We start from the raw sequence: 21,748 nt of genomic DNA on the forward strand, positions 1-21,748 counted from the left end.
TCTTGGATGCGGCCTTAGCTCGCCTTTTTGCCCCCGTCTACAGGGTGGAAGGTATAGCTTAGCGTGATTTCCTGTACGTCGCGCGCGTCGGGATCGTCCATGATCGCGGGGTCGACGAAGAAGAGCACCGGCATCCGCATCTGCTGCCCCGGTTCCAGCCGTTGCTCGGTAAAACAGAAGCACTGGATCTTGGTGAAATATTTGCCCGCCTGCGTCGGCGTGACGTTGAAGCTGGCGGTGCCGACGACCGGCGTCGCCGAATTATTCTCGGCGATGAAGATCGCCATGTCACGCGCGCCGATGCTGACCGTATCGCGCGGATGTTCGGGATAGAATCTCCACGGCAGTTCGGGCGACACATTGGCATCGAAGCGCACCGACATCGTCTGGCTGAGGATTTGGGGTTCGGCCGCCGACGCCGCCGCATCGTAACGCTGCGTCGTGCCGCCAAAGCCGGTCACGCGGCAGAAAAGGTCATAGAGCGGCACCGCGGCAAAGCCCAGGCCGGTCATCGCGAGGGCGAGGATGCCGGCGAGACCGGCCGTTCTGGCTTTGGGGGACAGGCTCTGGATCATGCGAATATCTGCATTTTGGCGATGGTAATGAAGAAGAACAGCACCGCGAGCGCGCCGAGCAGCCACGCCATCATATTCGCGCGGCTGCGCTGGCGGCGGCGATATTCGGTCTCGTCGAAGGGCGGCTGGTCAGGTTCATTCGTCATAGCGGCCACCAATGATCGACGACGACCGCGCCGAACAGAATGAAAAGATAAGCGATCGAAAAGGCGAACAGCCGCTTTTCGGGCTGCATCCGGTCGCCCTCGCCCGTCGTCCTTGTGCCGACCTGCACCGACAACAGGAGAAAGATTGCCGAGAGCAAAATCGCCGTCCAGCCATAAAGCGCACCAGTAAAGCCCAGCGGCCAGGGCGCGACCGCCGCCGCCGCCATGATCAGCGCATAAAAAAGGATCTGGCGCCGCGTCGATTTCTCGCCCGCGACGACGGGCATCATCGGGATGCCCGCGGCGGCATAGTCCGATCGCACGAACAGCGCGAGCGCCCAGAAATGCGGCGGGGTCCAGAGGAAGATGAGCAGGAAGAGCAGCACGGGGAGCGGCGCGATCGATCCCGTCGCCGCGACCCAGCCGATCAGCGGCGGAAAGGCGCCCGCCGCGCCGCCGATGACGATATTCTGCGGCGTCCGCGGCTTCAGCCACATCGTATAGATGAAAACGTAAAAGAGGATCGATGCGGCAAGCAGCAAGGTCGCCTGCCAGTTCGACGCGAACAGCATCAGGAACAGCGAAAAGGCGGCAAGGCCGATACCGAATTGCAGCGCGGTCTGCGGATCGAGCCGCCCGGCGGGCAGCGGTCGCCCCGCCGTGCGCTTCATCTTGGCGTCGAGCCCCGCCTCATACCATTGGTTGAGCGCGCCCGACGCCCCGGCGCCCAGCGCGATCGCGAGGATCGACGAAAAGCCGAGCACCGGATGCACGTCGCCCGGCGCCGCGAGCAGGCCGCACAGCGCGGTGAACACCACCAGCGACATGACGCGCGGCTTGGTCAGCGCGAACAGGTCGCGCCAGTCGGCGGGCAGCGTCATCGCATCATGGGTCAGGCTTTGCGCCATGTTAACTCCAGGCCGGGTTCGACCATCTCATATCCCGTCTCAATTTTTACCGTCATGCTGAACTTGTTTCAGCATCCATGGTCCGCCCATTCCTTCAACGCAGCGCCGCTGGAGAGGACTGGCCATGGATGCTGAAACAAGTTCAGCATGACGAAGGGAAAGAGACAGGCATTCTTTCCCTGATCGCCGCCCCCGGCACGCCGGAGGCGGCGAAACCGATCAGGCAATACGCGGCAGTTCATTGAACTGGTGGAACGGCGGCGGGCTCGACAGCGTCCATTCGAGCGTCGTCGCGCCTTCGCCCCACGGATTGTCCGCCGCCTTCTTGCCCGCGACCAGCGACCAGAGGATGTTCGCAAAGAAGATCAACACGCCCACGCCCATGATGACATAGCCCCAGGACGAGATGAGGTGCCAGAAGGCATAGGCGTCGGGATAGTCGGGGTAACGGCGCGGCATTCCCTGCTGGCCCAGGAAGTGCTGGGGGAAGAACAGGACGTTCACGCCGATGAAGAAGATCCAGAAGTGCAGCTGGCCCAGAAACTCATTGTACATCCGGCCCGACATCTTCGGGAACCAGTAATAGAAACCGGCGAAGAGCGAGAAGACCGCGCCGAGCGAAAGCACATAGTGGAAGTGCGCGACGACATAATAGGTGTCGTGGAGCGCCGTATCGACGCCGCCGTTCGCGAGCACCACGCCGGTCACGCCGCCGACGGTGAACATGAAGATGAAGCCCAGCGACCAGACCATCGGGGTCTTGAAGCTCATCGAGCCACCCCACATCGTCGCGATCCAGCTGAAGATCTTGATGCCCGTCGGGACCGCGATCACCATCGTTGCGGCGGTGAAATACATCTTCAGGTTCACGCTCATGCCGACGGTGAACATGTGGTGCGCCCACACGATGAAGCCGACGACGCCGATCGCGACCATGGCATAGGCCATGCCGAGATAGCCGAACACCGGCTTGCGGCTGAAGGTCGAGATTATCTGGCTGACGATGCCGAATCCCGGCAGGATCATGATGTAAACTTCGGGGTGGCCGAAGAACCAGAAAAGATGCTGGTAGAGGACGGGATCGCCGCCGCCCGCCGCATCATAGAAGGTGGTGCCGAAGTTGCGGTCGGTCAGCAGCATCGTGATCGCCGCGGCGAGCACGGGCAGCGCGAGCAGCAGCAGGAAGGCGGTGACGAGCACCGACCACACGAACAGCGGCATCTTGTGCAGCGTCATGCCCGGCGCGCGCATGTTGAAGATGGTGGTGATGAAGTTGATCGCACCCAGGATCGACGCCGCGCCCGCAAGGTGGAGCGAGAAGATCGCCATGTCGACCGCGGGCCCTGCCGAACCGCTGGTCGACAGCGGCGCATAGACCGTCCAGCCGGTGCCGGCGCCAAGACCGCTGCCGCCCGGCACGAACATCGACCCGACCAGCATGACGAACGCCACGAAGGTCAGCCAGAAGCTGACATTGTTCATGCGCGGGAAGGCCATGTCGGGCGCGCCGATCATCAGCGGCACGAACCAGTTGCCGAAACCGCCGATCATCGCGGGCATGACCATGAAGAACACCATGATCAGGCCGTGCGCGGTGATCATCACGTTCCAGAAATGCTTGCCCGCGACCTCATCGCCCGCGCCGCCGAGCATCTCTGCCCAGCCGCCCAGATATTGCACGCCGGGTTCGGCGAGTTCGAGGCGCATCATGCCCGACAGCACGCCGCCGACGATCCCCGCGACGATCGCGAAGATCAGATAGAGGGTGCCGATGTCCTTGTGGTTCGTCGACATGAACCAGCGGACGAAGAAGCCCGGAGTGTCGTGATCATGGTCGTGCGCGTGATCGGCGTGGCCGTGCGCGGGTGCAGTCGCTGCGATATCGGTCATCTGTCGGACCCCTTGTTAATTCTTGGCGGCGGGGACGGCGGCGGGAGCCGCGGCCGGCGCGATTTCGGTCGGTGCCGCGGCGGTCTCGACCACCGGACCCGCCGGGTTGCCCCCCTTCGAGCGCACCCAGGCTTCCCACTTGTCGACCGGCAGCACCTCGACCGCAATCGGCATATAGCCGTGATCGACGCCGCACAGTTCCGAGCACTGACCGTAATAGACGCCGACCTTGTTCGCGGTGAAGGTCGTCTCGTTCGCGCGGCCGGGAACCGCGTCCATCTTGGTCCAGAAGGCGGGAACGGCGAAGCTGTGGATGACATCGGCGCCGGTAACGATCAGCTTCACCTGTCGCCCGACGGGCACCACCATGCGGTTGTCGACCGCCAGCTGATAGGGCTCGCCCGCAGCCTTCGCCTGATCTTCGGGCAGCATCTTCGACACATATTCGCCGATGCCCTGGTCGGGATAGGCATAGCCCCAATACCATTGATAGCCGGTGACCTTGATCGTCAGCGCGTCCTTCTTGGGCGGTTCATATTGCGCCGCGAGCAGGCGGATCGACGGCACCGCGATCACCGCGAGGATCAGCACGGGGATCGCGGTCCAGATGATTTCGATGAAGGTGTTGTGCGTCGTCTTCGACGGCACCGGATTCGCCTTGGCGCGGTAGCGCACGATCACCCAGAGCAGCAGGCCGAGAACGAAGAGCGAGATGATCGTGATGATCGGCAGCAGCATCACATGGTTGAACCAATAGGCCTGTTCGCCGATCGGGCTGACCTGCGGCTGGAAGTCGATCCCGCGGTCGATCGGCTGGCCCACGCCCGGCGTGGGCTTCATTGGCACATAGGTCGCGTCCCCCGCAGGCGCGGCGGCGTCGCCAGCGGCCGGAGCGGTGGCTGGCGTCGCGGCCGGAGCTTCGACCGGCGCGACCACCGGAGCCGGATTCGCCGCGACCGTGGCCGCGGGTGCTTCGGCCGGAGCCGTCGCCGCCGTCTGCGCCTGACCGGCGCCTACCGCGCCGAGCGACAGGACTGCCGCGATTAACACCTTGATTACAGGGGTTTTCAAGCTCTTCATAAGGATAGTGCCGCCCGTTGCCTGTTGTTCTTATGATCCCCCAGCCTGCCCTTCCCCGCTGCCGGACAAACGCCCGCGCAGCCAATCGGACAGGCTGAATCTCGCGGGCGCTATAGACCCGCTTGCCGCTTGCCTCAAGCATCTCTAACACTATTTTGCGGCAGGCAAATCTGCGCCGCCAAAACCCGGTCGCCCGCCGTGGGCGATGTTATGGACAAAAGACCAATCTTGCATGACCGACGATGAAATCCTGGCCGAGTTCCGCGCCGCCGACGCGCTGCTCCAGGGGCATTTTCTGCTCTCCTCCGGCCGCCACAGCGAATATTATCTGCAATGCGCGCGCGTTCTGATGGATACCACGCGCGCCGGACGGCTCGCCGCGGCGCTCGCCGCAAAGCTGCCGCGCGAGCTCAAGCAGGCGATCGACCTCGTCGTCTCGCCCGCGATGGGCGGCGTCATCATCGGGCATGAAATGGGCCGCGCGCTCGGCAAGCCCGCGATCTTCGTCGAACGTCCGACCGGCACGTTCGAGCTGCGCCGCGGCTTTTCGATCGACGCGGGCGCCAGGGTGCTGATGGTCGAGGATGTCGTGACCACCGGCCTCTCCTCGCGCGAAGCGATGGAGGCGGTGCGCGCCGCGGGGGGCGAGGTGATTGCCGAAGCCGCGCTCGTCGATCGCTCGGCGGGGAGCGTCGACCTGGGCGTGCCCTTCTATCCGCTCGTTGCGATCAACTTCCCGACCTATGCCGCCGACGACCTGCCCCCCGAACTCGCGGGCACCGAGGCGGTCAAGCCCGGTAGCCGGAGCGTGGCGGCTTGAACGCCCCCCCTGCCCCGCGCCGCCTGCGTCTTGGCGTCAACATCGACCATGTCGCGACGATCCGCAACGCGCGCGGCGGCGAGCACCCCGACCCGGTGCGCGCGGCGGAGATCGTCGCCTCCGTCGGCGGCGACGGCATCACCGCGCATCTGCGCGAGGACCGGCGGCATATCCGCGACGCCGACCTGGCGCGCATCCAGGCGGCGACCGACCTGCCGCTCAATCTCGAAATGGCGGCGACCGACGAGATGGTCGAAATCGCGCTGCGCCACAAACCGCATGCGGCGTGCATCGTCCCCGAAAAGCGCGAGGAGCGCACGACCGAGGGCGGGCTGGATGCGGCGGGGCAGCATAATCACCTCGCCCCCATCGTCGCGCGGTTGGCCGACGCGGGCATCCGCGTCAGCCTGTTCATCGAACCCGACGCGCGCCAGATCGAGGCGGCGATGCGCCTCAAGGCACCGGTCGTCGAGTTCCACACCGGCCGCTATGCGCATTCGGATGGCGAAGACCGCGCCGCCGAACTCCGCCGGATCGCCGACGCCGCCGCGCTCGCGTGGAAGAACGGCATCGAGCCGCATGCGGGGCATGGCCTGACCTATGAGAATGTCGTCCCCGTCGCGGCGATCCCGCAACTCGCCGAGCTCAACATCGGCCATTATCTGATCGGCGAGGCGATCTTCACCGGGCTGGAGGACGCGGTGCGGAAGATGCGCAACCTGATGGACGAGGCGCGGGGATGAAGAAATCGGATTTCATCGAGAAGCAATGGCGCATCTCTGTGCGCTTCTTGAAGATTTTTCCCTTTTTCATCCTGCTGATCGTCGCGATCAACATCTTGCAGGACGCACGGGCGGGACAGCCCTTCGATTGGATGCATCTGGCTTATGGTGCCGGATTTATTGTCTTTACGGGCGTCATGTACATATTCATGCGGATGATATTTGATTTTGTGCGCGCCATTTCCGATTATCACGAACGGTCCCGATGATCATCGGCCTCGGCTCCGACCTCTGCAATATCGAGCGCATCCAGGCGTCGCTCGACCGTTTCGGCGAGCGGTTCGAGCAGCGCGTCTTTACCGACATCGAGCGCGCCAAGGCGGCGCGGCGGCCGTTCACCCGCGCGGGCACCTATGCCAAGCGCTTCGCCGCAAAAGAGGCCTTCTCCAAGGCTATCGGCACCGGCTTCAAGCGCGGCGTGTTCATGAAGGATATCGGCGTCGTCAACGCGCCATCGGGTGCGCCGACGCTGGCGCTGACCGGCGGCGCGGCCGAACGGCTGGCCGCGATGATCCCACCCGGCCACACGGCGCATATTCATCTGACACTGACCGACGATCATCCCTGGGCGCAGGCGTTCGTCATCATCGAAGCGATCAAGGACTGACCTGTAACCATGGCGAAGAGAAAATCACAGGATGACGGAAGCTGGGGCAAGCTGATCCGCGACATAGCGGTGATATTGCTGCTCGTGCTCGGCATCCACAGCTGCGTCGCCAAGCCCTTCTATATCCCGTCCGATTCGATGATGCCGATCCTGCGCAACGGCGACCGGCTGATCGTCAGCAAATATCCCTATGGCTGGTCCTATGCTTCGGTCAGTTTTCACCTCGCGCCCAGGATGAAGGGTCGCCTGTTCGGCAAGCTGCCCGCGCGCGGCGACATCGTCGTCCTCGAACATCCGATAACGCGCGTCGATTATATCAAGCGCGTGATCGGCCTGCCCGGCGATACGATCCGGTTGGTGAACGGCGAGCTCAGCATCAACGGCAAGCCGGTGAAACGCGAGGTGCAGCCGATGCTGGCGATCCCCGTCGACCGCAACACCCCCGGCCCCGACTCCAGCCTGTCGCGCTTCGTCACCCGCGGCGCCGACGGCACGGAGACGCTGGAAATCCCGATCGTCCGCGAAACCCTGCCCGGCGGCGCCAGTTTCGACACGATCGACATGGGCCCCGGCTATGCGACCGACGATTATGGCCCCTATGTTGTGCCGGCAAACCATCTGTTCCTGATGGGCGACAATCGCGACGGCAGCGCCGACAGCCGCGTTGCCGCCGAGATGAAGGGTCTGGGCGGCGCGGTGCCGTTCGACGCGATCGCCGGGCGCGCGGAGATCATCAGCTTTTCAACCGACGGAACCGCCATATGGTATAATCCGCTGAGCTGGTTCACCGCGCTGCGTTCGGGGCGCGCGGGAACCGACCTTCGGCCCGTGCGTCCAGGCGAATAGCACGGAGGGAAGCGGCGATGGCGGAGACGAGGAAAGCAAGCCGGATACGTACCTCGGCCGCCTATGACGCGACGAGCGAAGCCCCCGGCCCCACCGAAATCCGCAGCCAGCTCGTCCGCACCGAACTGCTGAAGGCGGGCGTATGGCTGGGCCTCGCGCTGCTGATCGGCGTCTGCATCATCCTGATCCAGCCGATCCTGCTGATCTTCGCCGGCATCGTGCTCGCGTCGATGCTCGATGGCGGCGCGCGCCTGCTCGGCCGCGTGCTGCCGATCGCGCGCGGCTGGCGGCTGCTGATCGTCTGCCTGACCCTGCTCGCGTTCCTCGCGTGGACGATCCTGTTCGCGGGGTCGCAGATCGCCGATCAGGCCGCGACGCTGCAAAGCGTGGTCATGGGACAGGTCGAACGCATCGCCGCCTGGGCGAGCGATCATGGCATGGGCAGTTTCCAGCTCGATACCAAGACGATCGCCGACAATATCGCCGGCACCGTCGGCCGCGTCACCGCCGCGGTCGGCACCGTGCTCGGCGCGCTCACCAGCCTGGTGATGATCGTCGTCCTCGGCATCTTCATCGCGATCGAGCCGCGCCTCTATGAACGCGGCGTCGCCTGGATGCTGCCGATGAAGGCGCGCGAAAACTTTTATATCACCACCGCGCGCATGGGCTTCACGCTCCGCCGCCTGATGGCGGGACGGCTGCTCGGCATGTTCGTCGAGGGGATCGGGACGTGGCTCGCCTGTCTCGCCGTCGGCATTCCGATGGCGGCGCTGATGGGGCTGCTCACCGGCCTGCTTGCCTTCATCCCCAATATCGGCGCGATCCTGTCGGGCGTGCTGCTCGTGCTCGTCGGCTTTTCGGCGGGGACCGATACGGGGCTGTGGGCGATCGCCATCTATCTGATCGTCCAGACGGTCGACGGCTATCTGATCGTGCCGATGGTCGCGAAAAAGACCGTCGACCTCGCCCCCGCGCTCGTGCTCGGCGCACAGATTTTGTTCGGTGCGCTGCTCGGCCTGATGGGCCTCTTCCTCGCCGACCCGATCGTCGCGATGATCAAGGTCGCGCTGGAGCGCGAGGCCGAGCGCAACGCGGGCAACGCGGACGGGAAGGCGGCGACTTCGAGCTAATGCCGCCCGCCTTATTGGATCGTCATCCCGGCTAAGGTCGGGATGACGGAGTTTTGGCCTTACGGTTGTTGCGGCGCTCCGGGCGCAGGTGCGCCACCGGGACCACCCTGCATCTGTTGCTGCTGCATCTGTTGCATTTGCTGCATCTGCTGCTGCATCGCGCGGACCTCGGCCTCCGAGCGGAAGTCAAGCAAGGTGACGGTGAAGTGCAGCGTGCTGTTCGCCGGGATCGGTCCGACCGCGCGGTCGCCATAGCCGAGCTGCGGCGGAATGGTGACCTTATATTCGCCGCCCTTCCGCATCCGCGTCAACGCTTCGGAAAAGCCGGGCACGACCCCGGCGACCTGCATCGGCGCCTGTTCGTTCGCGTCGAACACAGTGCCGTCGGCGAGCTTGCCTTCATATTTGACGAGCACGACGTCGGCCTTGGTCGGGCTGGGGCCGCTGCCTTCCTTGACGACCTCGAACCCGATGCGCGGGGTCATGTGCCAGGCGAACGCCGCCCCTGCGACGATCAGCGCGATCACGCCCAGCCACATCAGCCACAGCCCGCCCTTGTTCACCGGGCGCAATGGAACCGTCGTCACGCTCATCTCAGATGATCCTTCCGCACGCGCCACCGGCGCAAACTATCGGCGAGGCCTATAGGCGGAGCACCCACGCACGGTCCAGAGGCAAATGCGTACGCGGCCCCACCCTTCCCCCTTGCCCTCCCCCGTCGAGCGCGCCACGATGGGGCGATACTTCAGGGGAGATTCCATGCGCAAATTCGGATTGGTCGCCGCCGCAACGCTCGCTCTGCTCGGTACCGCGGCGCACGCCAAGACCACGATCGTCTATGCCGGCCGCGTCATTACCGACGCCGCCAAGCCTGCGTCGGGGCCTTCGACGATCACCATCACCGACGACCGCATCACTGCCATTGCGCCGGGACGCATCGCTGCGCCCGCTGGCGCAGAGGTCGTCGACCTTGGCGACAAGACGCTGCTTCCCGGCCTCATCGACCTGCACGTCCATCTGACCGGCGACCCCGGAGGCGATTTTCGCAACCAGGCGGTCGATCCCGACGAATGGGGCGTGGTCGTCGGCGCCAAAAATGCGGCGCTGACGCTCCGCGCGGGCTTTACGACGGTGCGCGAGGCGGGATCGGCGCAATATACCGCCTATGCGCTGCGCCGTGGCACGGCGAACGGCTTTATCGAGGGGCCGCGGATCATCGCTGCGGGCCCGTCGCTGTCGATCATCGGCGGCCATGGCGACGTCACGGGCTTTCGCGAAGACGTGCACAGCGTCCTCGACGAAGGCTATACCTGCACCGGCCCGCTCGAATGCGCGGAAAAGGTGCGCAAGGCGTCGCGCGCCGGCGCCGACGTCATCAAGATCACCGCGACGGGCGGCGTACTGTCGCAGCAGGCGCGCGGGCTCGAGGGCCATTTCACCAGCGCCGAGCTCCAGAGCATCGCCGACACGGCGCATTCGCTGGGGCTGAAAGTGATGGCGCACGCGCATGGCGCGGGCGGCATCGCCGCGTCGGCCGCGGCGGGAATCGACAGCATCGAGCATGGCACCTTCGCCGACGACGCCGCGCTCAAGGTGATGAAGGCCAAGGGCACCTATCTGGTCCCCACGCTGATGGCGTTCGAGGGTATCCGCGAACGGCTGGGCAAGGGCATCTATACGCCGGCGGTCGAGGACAAGGTGCGCATGACGCTGGGCGACGTCGGCAAGGCGGTGAGCCGCGCCAGGGCGCTCGGCGTTCCCGTCGCCTTCGGCACCGACGCCGGCGTGTTCGAGCATGGCCGCAACGGCCAGGAGTTCGCGCTGCTCGTCCAATATGGGCTGACCCCTGCGGAGGCGCTGGCGAGCGCAACCACCGTCGCCGCGAAGCTGCTTGCAATGGAGAATGAGATCGGCCGCATCGCGCCGGGCATGTCCGCCGATATGATCGCGGTGGCGGGCGATCCGCTCAGCGACGTGCGCGCGCTGGAGAAGGTCGACTGGGTGATGGTCCGCGGGCGGATCGCGGACTGACGCCGCCCGCCGCGCGGCGCCTTGCCGCGTTCGCCTTTTGTCCCTAGCGTGGCGGCGTGACTCCCGATCCGCTCTCCCTGCCCGCGATCCACGCGAGCCATGTCGGCATCTGGATCGCCGATGCCAAAGGCCGCGTGCAGCGCGTCGGGCGCGGCGAGGCGATCGCGGCGGTCGCCGCGACGCCGCACCTGCTGCTCAACGCGACGCTGACCGGCGACCGGCTCGGCTATCCCGAACTCTCCGGGCTCGACCTGCTCGAACTGTTCGCTTTCCTTTATCCCGCGCGCTTCGCGGTGCCGACACCAGCGGGGATCGGCGCCGCCTTGGGGCTGAAGCCGCCAGCGACCGAGGACGAGATCGCGGCATTCCTGCCGCGCGCGACGGTCGCAATGTTGGCGAGCCTGGGCGATCCCGACTGGCCCGAGCGCGAGGGGGCCTGGCACGGCATCCAGGCGCTGGCGCGTCAGCGTTGGCCGTGGGCGCCGCTGGTCCAGCCGCTACTGGCAAAGCCCGATGGCAACGAGCGCTGGCTCTTCGCACGCCTTCCCGAATGGGAGGAAACATCACCCCGCCCCGCCCCGCGACAGGTGACGATCGCCGAGGCCGATGTCACGGCGCGGCTCGACCGGCTGACCGGCGACGGCGCCGAACGGCGGCCGGGCCAGCGGGATTACGCCCGCGCCTCCGCCGCGATCTTTGCGCCGCGCGAACGCAAGGACGCGCCGCAGATGCTCGTTGCCGAAGCGGGCACCGGCATCGGCAAGACGCTGGGCTATCTCGCCCCCGCAAAGCAGTGGATCGACCAGTCGGCCGGCAGCGTCTGCATCTCGACCTTCACCAAGGCGCTGCAACGCCAATTGGCGCGCGAGACCGAAAAACTCTACCCCGACCCCGCGACGCACCGCGAAAAGGTCGTCGTGCGCAAGGGGCGCGAAAATTATCTCTGCCTGCTCAACCTGGAGGACGCGCTACAGGGCGGTTTTGCGGGGCGTGCGGCGATCCTGGCGCAACTTGTCGCGCGCTGGGCCGCCTATACGCGCGACGGCGACATGATCGGCGGCGACCTGCCCGGCTGGCTCCCCGCCCTCTTCCGCCGCAACGGCACGACCGCGCTCACCGACCGGCGCGGCGAGTGCATCTATGCGGGCTGCCCGCATTTCCGAAAATGCTTCATCGAACGCTCGGCGCGCGCCGCGACACAGGCCGATATCGTCATCGCCAACCATGCGCTGACGATGGTGCAGGCGGCACGGCCGCGCGAGGGCGTCGGCGCGGCGCCGAGCCGCCTGATCTTCGACGAAGGCCATCACCTGTGGGACGCCGCCGATTCGATGTTCGCCGCGGCGCTGACCGGGCAGGAAGCGGTCGAGATCCGCCGCTGGGTGCTGGGGCCCGAGGGCAAGTCGCGCGGACGGCGGCGCGGGCTCGCGGCGCGGCTCGCCGATGTCGCCAGCTATGACGAAGCGGGCGACCGCGCGATCCAGGCAGCGATCGCCGCCGCCGCCGAGCTGCCCGGTGACGGCTGGCTCGGCCGACTCGCCGAGAATGCCCCCTGGGGCGCGATCGAGCGGCTGCTCGCCGCCGCGCGCGCCATGGTCTATGCGCGCGCGGTCGATACGCGCACCGCCGACAGCGGCTATGGCCTCGAAACCGAGCTCGCCGATCCCGACCCCGAGCTGGTCGCCGCCGCTGCCAGCGCGAGCGACGCGATCGAGTCGCTGCTCCGCCCGCTGATGGCGCTCGGCAAACGGCTCGAGTCGCTCATCGAAGACCCGCCCGACTGGCTCGACGGACAGGCGCGCGCGCGCGTCGACGGCGCGCGGCACAGCCTTGGCACGCGCATCGACACATTGGGCGGCTGGCTATCGCTGCTCGGCCGCGTCGGCGGCCCGGCGGACCCCGATTTCGTCGACTGGCTTGGCGTCGATCGCTACGACGGGCGCGAGTTCGACTGCGGCCTCCACCGCCACTGGCTCGACCCCGCGCGGCCGGTCGCCGACATCGTCTACGCGCAAGCGCACGGCGTTCTCGTCACCTCGGCAACGTTGCGCAGCGGTGGTCATGGCGGTGGCGGCTGGACCGAGGCCGACATCCGCACCGGCGCGCGCCATATGGACGGCGGCGTCCGCCATTTCGCGGTGCCGAGCCCGTTCGACTATGCGCGCCAGGCCGAGGTGCTGATCGTGACCGACATCGCGCGCGGCGACCTGTCCGCGCTCGCCGGCGCCTACAGCCGACTTATCGAGGCGGCAGGCGGCGGCGCGCTGGGGCTGTTCAGCGCGATCCGGCGGCTGCGCATCGTTCACGCGCGTATCGCCGACCGGCTCGCGCGCGCCGGCCTGCCGCTCTTCGCGCAGCATGTCGATCCGCTCGACACCGGCACGCTGATCGACATCTTCCGCGCCGATCCGCACACCTCGCTGCTCGGCACCGATGCGCTGCGCGACGGGGTCGACGTGCCGGGCGATTCGCTGCGGCTCGTGGTGATGGAGGGCGTGCCCTGGCCGCGCCCGACGATCCTGCACGCGGCGCGGCGCGCGGCGCAGGGGGGCAGCGCCTATGACGATATGGTCATCCGCGGCCGCATCGCGCAGGCCTTCGGCCGCCTGATCCGCCGCGGCGACGATTTCGGCCAGTTCGTGATGCTGTCGCCGAGCGTCCCTTCACGGCTGCTCAGCGCCTTTCCCGAAGGCACGCCGATCCGCCGCCTGTCGCTCGACGAGGCGGTGAACCATGTCGCCGCGGCGAACACCGAACAGCGAAAAAGGGCATATCCCGCCTTTTCACCGTAATGAGATTGCGGCACAGAGCGTTCAACTGAGGGGATCTAAGGCAGTTCGGGGAGCGGTTTTGAAAACTCTGACCATTTTGCGCCACGCCAAATCGGGTTGGGACGTCGCCGTCGAGCGCGATTTCGACCGCCCGATCAACAAGCGCGGTGCGCGCGGCGCCGAAATCATCGGTCAGTGGCTGAAACGGCAGAAGCTGCCCGTCGACCGCATCATTGCCTCGCCCGCGGTGCGCGTCACCGAAACGCTCGACATCTTCCAGCCCGCCGCCGGACTCGACGCGATCGAGCCGCATTGGGACCGCCGCATCTATCTCGCCTCGGCGGCGACCTTGATCGACGTCATCCGCGACACCGGCCGCGACGCCGACAACCTTCTGATTTCGGGCCATAATCCTGGTCTGGAGGATCTGATCCTGATGCTCGTCCCTGAATCGGACAGGGACGCGCTGCGCGCGAAGGTCGAAGAAAAACTGCCTACGTCGGCGCTCGCGCGTCTCGAACTCGACATCGCCGACTGGCACGACCTCGACGTTAACATGGCGCGTTTTGCCGATTTCATCCGCCCCCGCGACCTCGACCCCGCGCTGGCGCCCGCGATGGACGAGGATTAAGAACCTCCCGCGCGACCGCTTTCGACCGGTTGCGGACGTTGATGATCCTCCCCATCGACTTGCGATGGGGAGGTGGCAGCCCGTAGGGCTGACGGAGGGGTCGAGCGCGCAGCGCTCGCTGACGCTCGCGGCCCCTCCACCACGCCCTTCGGGCGCGGTCCCGCTGGCGCTGCGCGCCGTCTGCGACTCCCCCATCGCAAGTCGATGGGGAGGATTTGATGACCGCTTCCCACCCCGAAGCCGCCACCAAAAAACGCTGTCCTACATCGCCCGGCTGTGCCAGCCTTCATCCCGGCTCTTTCAAATGTGGAAAATAGCGCTCGCAACCCGGCGTGAAAACAGGGGCGTCAATCGCGCGCGACCCGCGCGCCGGGCGCGGCCAATCGGCGGCCGCACAAGGCTGACCTTTCCTGACTTTTGGATGGATTGCGCCGGGGCCGCGCCGTCCGCTCCCCACCCCGAAGCCGACATCGCTGCTCGGCGAGCGTGCGGGTTCAACCCAGCGCTGCCGCCAATCGCGCGCGAAGCGCAACCAGCGCTTCCACCGGAACACCCGTGGCTTCGCGCGCCACGCCATTGCCGGTCGCGGGCGCGGCAACCTCGACGCTCGTGTCGGACAATGCCTTGCGCGCGCCATCGATGGTGAAGCCCTGCACATGCAGCAGATGATGGATGCGCTCGGCGAGCGCGACATCCTCGGCACGGTAATAGCGGCGGCGGCCCGACCGCTGGAGCGGCTTCAGCTGCGGAAAGCGCGTTTCCCAATAGCGCAGGACGTGCGTGGGCACCCCGATCCGCTCTGCCAGTTCGCCGATGGCGAGCATGGCGCCGCTCGCCTTGCCGCCATCGTGGGAACCGTCCAATGCCGCCATGCGTCAGGACCGGCCTATTTGCCCGCGACGCGGGCGCGCATCGACTGGCTGGCGCGAAAGGTCATCACGCGCCGCGGCAGGATCGGCACCTCGATCCCCGTCTTTGGATTGCGGCCGATTCGCTGCGCCTTGTCGCGCAGGACAAAAGTGCCGAAGCCCGAAATCTTCACATTTTGTCCCGCGGCAAGCGCATCGGACATATGGTCCAGAATCGATTCGACGATGGCGGCTGATTCGTTGCGCGACAGCCCGACCTGCTGATTGATCCGGCTCGCAATATCGGCGCGCGTGAGCGTTCCTGCTGACATATTGATCCCTTCCCCCTCCTGAAGCGATTGATGCGATCAATCCCCCGACAGCCCCCACCGTCGCGAGTCTCGCAACCTATATGTAACAAATCCGAATAAATCCGCCAAACTGAAACGGATGGACGGAGAAGTTGACGCGACGAGCGCCCTTGCGCGAACGCGAGCCGGTCAGGCGATCAGACGCGCAGGACGGCTGCACCCCAGGTGAAGCCGCCGCCCATCGCTTCGAGCACCACGAGGTCACCGCGCCTGATGCGACCGTCACGGACGGCAAGGTCGAGCGCGAGCGGCACCGACGCCGCCGATGTGTTCGCGTGCCGATCGACGGTGAGCACGACGCGATCGGCGGGCAGGCCCAGCTTTTTCGCGGTTGCGTCGATGATGCGCTTGTTCGCCTGGTGCGGCACCACCCAGTCGATGTCGTCGGCCGAAAGCCCGACCTCGGCCATCACTTCGCCCAGCACCGCCGCGAGGTTGGTGACGGCATGACGGAAGACTTCGCGCCCCTGCATCCGCACATGACCCACCGTGCCGGTGGTCGAGGGGCCACCGTCGACATAGAGCATGTCGCTATATTGCCCCTCGGCATGAAGCCGTGTCGCGAGGATGCCGCGGTCGTCCGCGACATCCTCGACCGACAGCACCACCGCGCCCGCGCCATCGCCGAACAATACGCAGGTCGTGCGGTCGTTCCAGTCGAGGATGCGGCTGAACGTCTCGCTGCCGATCACCAGCGCGTGCTGCGCCGCGCCGGTGCGGAGCATCGCGTCGGCGACCGACACGGCATAGAGGAATCCCGAACAGACCGCCGCGACGTCGAAGGCAATGCAATCGGGCGCGCCGAGCAGCGCCTGCACCTTGGTCGCGCTCGCCGGGAAAGTGTTGTCGGGCGTCGCCGTCGCGACGATAATCAGCCCGATGTCGGCGGGCTGGAGTCCCGCGGCTTCAAGCGCCTGCCGCGCGGCGTCAGCGCCGAGCGTCGCGGTCGTCTCGTCGGGTTCGGCGATATGGCGGAAGCGAATGCCGGTGCGTTCGACGATCCATTCGTCGCTTGTATCGACGCGTTCAGCGAGCTCGGCGTTGGAGACGCGCGTGCGCGGCAAGGCCGAGCCGGTGCCCTTCAGGATCGCGCGGCGCGTCATGCGGCGTCGCCGCGGCGGAAATTTGCGAGATCCTCGGTCACCTGGCGCGTAATATCCTTTTCGATCAGCTCGGCGCACAGGTGGACGCAGTTGGCGACCCCCTTGGCATCGGCGCTGCCATGGCTTTTGAGCACCACGCCGTTGAGGCCGAGGAACACCGCGCCGTTGTGGTTGTTGGGGTCGAGATGGTGGCGCAGCAACTCGGTCGCGGGGCGCGAGATGAGGAAGCCGATCTTCGAACGCGTCGACGAGGTAAAGGCGCGGCGGAGGAGGTCCGTCACAAAGCGCGCCGTGCCCTCGATCGTCTTCAATGCGATATTGCCCGAAAAACCGTCATGGACGATCACATCGACATCGCCGCGCGACAATTTGTCGCCCTCGATAAAGCCGGTGAACTGCATCGGCAGCCCTTCCGCCCCGCGCAGCAGCGCCGCGGCTTCGCGGATTTCGTCGGTGCCCTTCAACTCCTCGGTGCCGATGTTGAGCAGGGCCACGCGCGGGCGTTCCAGCCCCATCGCGGTGCGCGCATAGGCCGCGCCCATGACGGCGAACTGAACCAGGTTGGTCGCGTCGCACTCGGTATTGGCGCCAAGGTCGAGCATCACGACGTCATTGTCGCCAAGCGACGGCAACAGCGCCGCGAGCGCGGGCCGGTCGATCCCCGGCATCGTGCGCAACGCAAGCTTCGCCATCGCCATCAGCGCGCCGGTGTTGCCCGCCGACACGGCGCCCCCGGCGTCGCCGCGCTTCACCGCGTCGATCGCGAGCCCCATCGAGGTGCTTTTTGCCTTGCGCAGCGCCTGGCTCGGCTTGTCTTCGCCCGACACCACGCCGTCGGTGTGGATGATGTCCGACGCCGCGCGCAGGTTGGGGTGGCTGCCCAGTGCCGCCTTGATCCGCTGCTCGTCACCGACGAGGATGAAACGGAGGCCGTCATGCTTGTGGCGCGCCATCGCGGCGCCGGCGAGCATCACGCGCACACCGACGTCACCGCCCATCGCATCGATTGCGATTCGCGGTGTCAGTGCCATCTAAACCCCTCCGGCCGAATGGTTACGCGCCGACCGACACCACTTCACGGCCGTTATAGTGGCCGCAGGCGTTGCAAAGATTGTGCGGGCGCTTCAGTTCGCCGCAGTTGGGGCATTCCTGAAAGGCTTCGACCTTCAGGCTGTCGTGGCTGCGACGCATGCCGCGCTTCGAGGGCGAGGTTTTTCGCTTGGGAACGGCCATGATTTTTCCTGCATTCTCAAATAGTGTGTCACGAATCGGCTGCCCGGATTTGTCGCGCCCGTCGCCGGGAATGACTGGCCCGCCCGCCAAGCCGAAGCCCGATCCCGCCCTGGTGGAACGGGACAAATCTTCTGCCGGAGGGTGCCTCAACGCCAGAAGGTGTCGGGTGCCGGATCGGGCGCGGCTATAGCGTTTTCGCCCGCAAAGGCAAGCCCATTGCGCCCGCGAAGAGCTGCGGCGTCATTCTCGTCGTCATGCCGGACCTGATCCGGCATCCACCGTGGCGATGAAGTCCTGGACCCGGATCAGGTCGGGGTGACGACAAGGATGATGTCGCAGATGCTTGTCCTGTCCTGCCGACAATGCCACACCATGCTCCATCGCCGGACCAACCGGCGCATAAGGGGGAAGCCAAATGATGATCTTACCGATCAGCCTGACGATTGCCGCCGGGGCGGCGCTGCTCAACCTGTGGCTTGCGGTTCGCGTCGGCCGTGTGCGGACCAGAGAGAAGGTCTTTATCGGCGATGGCGGCAACGAGCCGCTGACGCGGCGGATGCGCGCGCACAGCAATTTTGTCGAGAATACGGCGTTCGTGCTGATCCTGCTCGCGCTCGTCGAACTCGGCCTCGGCTCGTCGATGTGGCTGTGGGGCGTCGGCGCGCTCTATCTCGTCGGCCGCATCCTGCACGCGATCGGCATGGACGGAATGATGTGGGGCCGCATGGTCGGCACGATCATCACCATGCTGACCCAGCTCGGCCTCGCGCTCGGCGCGCTGGCGATCGTCTATCTGACGCCCACCAGCATCACGACGACCGAAATCGAGGAAACGGTCGAAATCGCGCAATAGCCCATCCCGTTCCACCCTTCCCGCGAAGGCGGGGATGACGGAATACTGGTCAGAAAAAGCCCAGAAAAAAGGCGCCGGACCGTCGATCCGGCGCCTCTCTTTTCGCTCCTGATGGATCAGAAACGATAGCTCAGCGTCCCGCGTACGCTGTGGGTGCGGAAATGCGGGTCGCTGCGACGGATGTCGGTGCCACCGCCGTTCAGCAGGAACGGGTTGGTCGCAGGCGCGGTCCCCGGCCCGACGTTGACAACATAGTCATTGTCCTTGACGTCGGTGTAGAGATATTCGAGTCCGAGGCCGATATTGTTCGTCAGCATCAGCTCGGCGCCGCCACCGACGGTGTAACCCCACGCATTCGTCTTGCCATTGTCGGCAAAGCTGTTCGCGGTGTTCGTCGTGGTGAACTTGTTGTCGAGCCGCGCATAAGCGCCGCCGCCGGTGACATAGAAGAGCGCGCCGCCGCCCGGCGTATAGCCCGCGCGCAGGCGGGCATTCGCCTGATAATCGGCCTCGCGGCTCATCGTGTAGCTTGCCGGCGTGGTCGAAAAGCCGCTCACGCTGTCGCGCGCGACGCTGTGACCGCCCTCGACCACCGCGCCGAGGACGAAATTGCCCATACGCTTGTCATAGCCGAGGCGCCCGAAAAACTCCGGACCGTCCTTGTCATTGCGGCAGCCGATATTGGCGGAGCTTGTGGCCGCGCCGTTACAGAAGCCCGGCGAGAAAGCGTCGGTTCCGCCCACTGTGGTGACGGTGTCGCCATAGCTGCCGTCGCGGTTGGTGTCGAACACCAGCGTTTCGCCGCGGTCGCTTCCCTGAAGCGTCGCGCCACCGCCGATCGAGATATAGGGGCCGTCGAAGTCCTGCGACGGGTCGCGGTTGTCCTGCGCAACGGCAGGAACAGCCAGCACGGATGCCGCCGTGGCGGCGAGGAGAGCTGCGAGTTTCATTGTTTTACTCCACTTTTTGATGACCTTACAGTCGCCCTCCCAACCCTTGTGGTCTGTCAAAGGTTCCGCCGATCCGTCGTAATGCGGTGAAGCGAGCCCGCCGCGGGCCGGATGATGCGCGCCAAAACCGCGCTTGCCAGCGGCCTTCCCCGACCCCTATAGCCACGCCATGAGTCACGATTTGTTCGACGCCGCGATCCCCGCTTCCGACAGCTATAATGCGTCGCAGATCGAGGTGCTGGAGGGGCTCGAACCCGTCCGCCGCCGCCCCGGCATGTATATCGGCGGCACGGACGAGCGCGCGCTGCACCACCTCGCCGCCGAAGTGATCGACAACAGCATGGACGAAGCCGTCGCGGGCCACGCGACGCGCATCGAGGTGACGCTCGACATCGGCAACCGGCTGACCATTATCGACAATGGGCGCGGGATGCCCGTCGATCCGCATCCCAGGTTTCCGGACAAGTCAGCGCTCGAGGTCATCATGACCATGCTTCATTCGGGCGGCAAGTTCGAGGGCAAGGCCTATGCGACATCGGGCGGCCTCCACGGCGTCGGCGTCAGCGTCGTCAACGCGCTGTCGGTCGAAACCGAGATCGAGGTCGCGCGGGCGAAGCAGCTTTACCGCCAGCGCTTCGCGCGCGGTGTGCCGCTCGGCCCGCTCGAAGAACTCGGCCCGACCCCCAATCGCCGCGGCACCAGCGTGTCCTTCATCCCCGACCCCGAAATCTTCGGCGAGCATGGCCGCTTCAAGCCGCAGCGGCTTTACCGCATGGCGCGATCAAAGGCCTATCTGTTCGCGGGCGTCGAAATCCGCTGGAAATGCGCACCCGAACTGATCGGCGACGACACGCCCGCGGACGCGGTGTTCCAGTTCCCCGGCGGCCTGGCCGACCATTTGAAGGAGCAGATCGGCACGCGCGAATGCGCGACCGCCGAGCCTTTCGTGGGGCGCCAGGACTTCCCCGGCGACCAGGGCCGCGCCGAATGGGCGATCGCCTGGCCGCTGTGGTCGGACGGCTCGTACAGCTGGTATTGCAACACGATTCCGACCCCCGCGGGCGGGACGCACGAGGCAGGGCTGCGCGCCGCGCTCACCAAGGGCCTGCGCGCGTTCGGCGAGCTGATCGGACAGAAGAAGGCGGCGCAGATCACCGCCGAAGACGTGTTCAACGGCGGCGAAATGATGCTGTCGGTGTTCATCCGCGATCCGCAGTTTCAGAGCCAGACCAAGGACCGCCTGTCGAGTCCCGAGGCCGCGCGCCTGACCGAAAATGCCGTGCGCGATCATTTCGACCATTTTTTGTCAGACAATATGGACCGCGGCCGCGCGCTCCTCGGCCTCGTTCTCGACCGCATGGACGAGCGGCTGAAGCGCAAGGCGGAGCGCGAGGTCAAGCGCAAGACCGCGACGAGCGGCCGCAAGCTCCGCCTGCCTGGCAAGCTTACCGACTGCGCGAACGACGGCCCCGAAGGCACGGAATTATTTATCGTCGAAGGCGACAGCGCGGGCGGCAGCGCCAAACAGGCGCGCGACCGCAAGACGCAGGCGATCCTGCCGATCCGCGGCAAGATATTGAACGTCGCGAGCGCCAGCGCCGACAAGATCCGCGCCAATCAGGAAATCGCCGACCTCGCGCTCGCGCTGGGTTGCGGGATGCGCAAGGATTGCGACGCCGACCGGCTGCGCTACGAGAAAATCGTCATTATGACCGACGCCGATGTCGACGGCGCGCATATCGCGACCTTGCTGATGACCTTCTTCTTTCAGGAAATGCCCGACATCGTGCGGAACGGGCATGTCTATCTGGCGCAGCCGCCGCTCTACCGCCTGACCGCGGGCGCGACGTCGGCCTATGCGCGCGACGACGCGCATCGCGCCGAGCTGGAGGCCACGCTGTTCAAGGGCAAGAAGGTCGAGGTCGGACGTTTCAAGGGCCTGGGCGAGATGAACCCCAACCAACTCAAGGAAACGACGATGGACCCCGCCACGCGCAGCCTGCTGCGCGTGACGCTGCCGCAGGAATATGAGGAGCGCCATCAGGTCAAGGATCTGGTCGATCGACTGATGGGCAAGCATCCCGAACATCGCTTCCAGTTCATCCAGGCCAACGCCGCCAGCCTCGACGAGGCCGCGATCGACGCTTGATGTCGCGGCGGTTCATCGAACCAG

General features: G+C 66.1%; 24 protein-coding genes. 11 read left to right on the top strand and 13 right to left on the bottom strand.

Features of this window, described 5'->3' with window-relative positions:
• Positions 1 to 14: 14 nt before the first annotated feature.
• The 5 genes from SPYCA_RS07705 to coxB form a co-directional block, all read right to left on the bottom strand.
• Positions 15 to 575 carry a cytochrome c oxidase assembly protein gene (locus SPYCA_RS07705; RefSeq protein WP_120219661.1) on the bottom strand — a complete coding sequence of 187 codons (561 nt, stop codon included), beginning with the start codon at positions 573 to 575 and terminating at the stop codon, positions 15 to 17.
• On the bottom strand, positions 572 to 721 hold the full coding sequence (locus SPYCA_RS19240) for a hypothetical protein (RefSeq protein WP_172595003.1): 150 nt from the start codon (positions 719 to 721) through the stop codon (positions 572 to 574). The genes SPYCA_RS07705 and SPYCA_RS19240 overlap by 4 nt, the downstream gene beginning before the upstream one ends.
• Positions 718 to 1,629, bottom strand: a complete 912-nt coding sequence (locus SPYCA_RS07710; protein WP_120219662.1) for a heme o synthase — start codon at positions 1,627 to 1,629, stop codon at positions 718 to 720. Before SPYCA_RS07710 ends, SPYCA_RS19240 begins: the two co-directional genes overlap by 4 nt.
• Before the next feature lie 219 nt (positions 1,630 to 1,848).
• Positions 1,849 to 3,519, bottom strand: coding sequence for a cytochrome c oxidase subunit I (gene ctaD, locus SPYCA_RS07715; RefSeq protein ID WP_120219663.1), 1,671 nt, complete (start codon positions 3,517 to 3,519; stop codon positions 1,849 to 1,851).
• Positions 3,520 to 3,534: 15 nt separating this feature from the next.
• Complete coding sequence (gene coxB, locus SPYCA_RS07720) at positions 3,535 to 4,599, bottom strand: cytochrome c oxidase subunit II (protein ID WP_120219664.1); 1,065 nt, start codon at positions 4,597 to 4,599, stop codon at positions 3,535 to 3,537.
• A gap of 232 nt (positions 4,600 to 4,831) precedes the next feature.
• On the opposite strand from coxB, the gene pyrE reads away from it, so the two are divergent.
• From pyrE to SPYCA_RS07750, 6 genes are read left to right on the top strand one after another with little or no spacing between them, the layout of a single operon-like run.
• Positions 4,832 to 5,419 (top strand): orotate phosphoribosyltransferase, encoded by a 588-nt coding sequence (gene pyrE, locus SPYCA_RS07725; protein WP_120219665.1) that lies wholly within the window; start codon positions 4,832 to 4,834, stop codon positions 5,417 to 5,419.
• Complete coding sequence (locus SPYCA_RS07730) at positions 5,416 to 6,162, top strand: pyridoxine 5'-phosphate synthase (protein ID WP_120219666.1); 747 nt, start codon at positions 5,416 to 5,418, stop codon at positions 6,160 to 6,162. The genes pyrE and SPYCA_RS07730 overlap by 4 nt, the downstream gene beginning before the upstream one ends.
• On the top strand, positions 6,159 to 6,410 hold the full coding sequence (locus SPYCA_RS07735; protein WP_120219667.1) for a hypothetical protein: 252 nt from the start codon (positions 6,159 to 6,161) through the stop codon (positions 6,408 to 6,410). The genes SPYCA_RS07730 and SPYCA_RS07735 overlap by 4 nt, the downstream gene beginning before the upstream one ends.
• Positions 6,407 to 6,808: a holo-ACP synthase gene (acpS, locus tag SPYCA_RS07740; protein WP_120219668.1), complete on the top strand. Its 402-nt coding sequence runs from the start codon at positions 6,407 to 6,409 to the stop codon at positions 6,806 to 6,808. Before SPYCA_RS07735 ends, acpS begins: the two co-directional genes overlap by 4 nt.
• Positions 6,809 to 6,817: 9 nt before the next feature.
• A complete protein-coding gene (gene lepB, locus SPYCA_RS07745; protein ID WP_120219669.1) occupies positions 6,818 to 7,654 on the top strand; it encodes a signal peptidase I in 837 nt (278 codons plus the stop codon).
• A 17-nt stretch (positions 7,655 to 7,671) separates the two neighbouring features.
• The gene (locus SPYCA_RS07750) at positions 7,672 to 8,784 is read left to right on the top strand and encodes an AI-2E family transporter (RefSeq protein WP_120219670.1); all 1,113 of its coding nucleotides are present in this window, start codon (positions 7,672 to 7,674) and stop codon (positions 8,782 to 8,784) included.
• Between the two features lie 59 nt (positions 8,785 to 8,843).
• On the opposite strand, the gene SPYCA_RS07755 is transcribed toward SPYCA_RS07750, so the two are convergent.
• A complete protein-coding gene (locus tag SPYCA_RS07755; protein WP_120219671.1) occupies positions 8,844 to 9,377 on the bottom strand; it encodes an FKBP-type peptidyl-prolyl cis-trans isomerase in 534 nt (177 codons plus the stop codon).
• 166 nt (positions 9,378 to 9,543) lie between these two features.
• Between SPYCA_RS07755 and SPYCA_RS07760 the strand changes: the two genes are divergently transcribed.
• Genes SPYCA_RS07760 through SPYCA_RS07770 form a run of 3 tightly spaced genes read left to right on the top strand, consistent with a single transcriptional unit; the run spans position 9,544 to position 14,217 of the window.
• Positions 9,544 to 10,815, top strand: coding sequence for a metal-dependent hydrolase family protein (locus SPYCA_RS07760; protein ID WP_120219672.1), 1,272 nt, complete (start codon positions 9,544 to 9,546; stop codon positions 10,813 to 10,815).
• Positions 10,816 to 10,871: 56 nt separating this feature from the next.
• Complete coding sequence (locus SPYCA_RS07765) at positions 10,872 to 13,607, top strand: ATP-dependent DNA helicase (RefSeq protein WP_120219673.1); 2,736 nt, start codon at positions 10,872 to 10,874, stop codon at positions 13,605 to 13,607.
• Positions 13,608 to 13,665: 58 nt separating this feature from the next.
• On the top strand, positions 13,666 to 14,217 hold the full coding sequence (locus tag SPYCA_RS07770) for a SixA phosphatase family protein (RefSeq protein WP_120219674.1): 552 nt from the start codon (positions 13,666 to 13,668) through the stop codon (positions 14,215 to 14,217).
• Between the two features lie 494 nt (positions 14,218 to 14,711).
• Here SPYCA_RS07770 and SPYCA_RS07775 read toward each other — a convergent pair whose 3' ends face one another.
• The 6 genes from SPYCA_RS07775 to SPYCA_RS19695 form a co-directional block, all read right to left on the bottom strand.
• Positions 14,712 to 15,089, bottom strand: a complete 378-nt coding sequence (locus tag SPYCA_RS07775) for a MerR family transcriptional regulator (RefSeq protein WP_120219675.1) — start codon at positions 15,087 to 15,089, stop codon at positions 14,712 to 14,714.
• 14 nt (positions 15,090 to 15,103) lie between these two features.
• Positions 15,104 to 15,397: an integration host factor subunit alpha gene (locus SPYCA_RS07780; protein WP_120219676.1), complete on the bottom strand. Its 294-nt coding sequence runs from the start codon at positions 15,395 to 15,397 to the stop codon at positions 15,104 to 15,106.
• A 176-nt stretch (positions 15,398 to 15,573) separates the two neighbouring features.
• Positions 15,574 to 16,539, bottom strand: a complete 966-nt coding sequence (locus SPYCA_RS07785; RefSeq protein WP_120219677.1) for a beta-ketoacyl-ACP synthase III — start codon at positions 16,537 to 16,539, stop codon at positions 15,574 to 15,576.
• The gene (gene plsX, locus SPYCA_RS07790; protein WP_120219678.1) at positions 16,536 to 17,570 is read right to left on the bottom strand and encodes a phosphate acyltransferase PlsX; all 1,035 of its coding nucleotides are present in this window, start codon (positions 17,568 to 17,570) and stop codon (positions 16,536 to 16,538) included. Before plsX ends, SPYCA_RS07785 begins: the two co-directional genes overlap by 4 nt.
• 22 nt (positions 17,571 to 17,592) lie before the next feature.
• On the bottom strand, positions 17,593 to 17,772 hold the full coding sequence (gene rpmF, locus SPYCA_RS07795; protein ID WP_011541714.1) for a 50S ribosomal protein L32: 180 nt from the start codon (positions 17,770 to 17,772) through the stop codon (positions 17,593 to 17,595).
• A gap of 146 nt (positions 17,773 to 17,918) precedes the next feature.
• Positions 17,919 to 18,047, bottom strand: coding sequence for a hypothetical protein (locus tag SPYCA_RS19695; protein ID WP_269462445.1), 129 nt, complete (start codon positions 18,045 to 18,047; stop codon positions 17,919 to 17,921).
• A gap of 140 nt (positions 18,048 to 18,187) precedes the next feature.
• On the opposite strand from SPYCA_RS19695, the gene SPYCA_RS07800 reads away from it, so the two are divergent.
• The gene (locus tag SPYCA_RS07800) at positions 18,188 to 18,625 is read left to right on the top strand and encodes an MAPEG family protein (protein ID WP_172595004.1); all 438 of its coding nucleotides are present in this window, start codon (positions 18,188 to 18,190) and stop codon (positions 18,623 to 18,625) included.
• A 116-nt stretch (positions 18,626 to 18,741) separates the two neighbouring features.
• Here the strand turns inward: SPYCA_RS07800 and SPYCA_RS07805 are convergent, their stop codons facing one another.
• A complete protein-coding gene (locus tag SPYCA_RS07805) occupies positions 18,742 to 19,575 on the bottom strand; it encodes an outer membrane protein (RefSeq protein WP_120219679.1) in 834 nt (277 codons plus the stop codon).
• 169 nt (positions 19,576 to 19,744) lie between these two features.
• Here SPYCA_RS07805 and parE point away from each other — a divergent pair, with 169 nt between their 5' ends.
• Positions 19,745 to 21,724, top strand: a complete 1,980-nt coding sequence (gene parE, locus SPYCA_RS07810; protein WP_120222208.1) for a DNA topoisomerase IV subunit B — start codon at positions 19,745 to 19,747, stop codon at positions 21,722 to 21,724.
• Positions 21,725 to 21,748: the final 24 nt, after the last annotated feature.

Origin of the sequence: Sphingopyxis sp. FD7 (genome assembly GCF_003609835.1) — a bacterium.
In the GTDB taxonomy this organism is placed as follows: Bacteria; Pseudomonadota; Alphaproteobacteria; order Sphingomonadales; family Sphingomonadaceae; genus Sphingopyxis.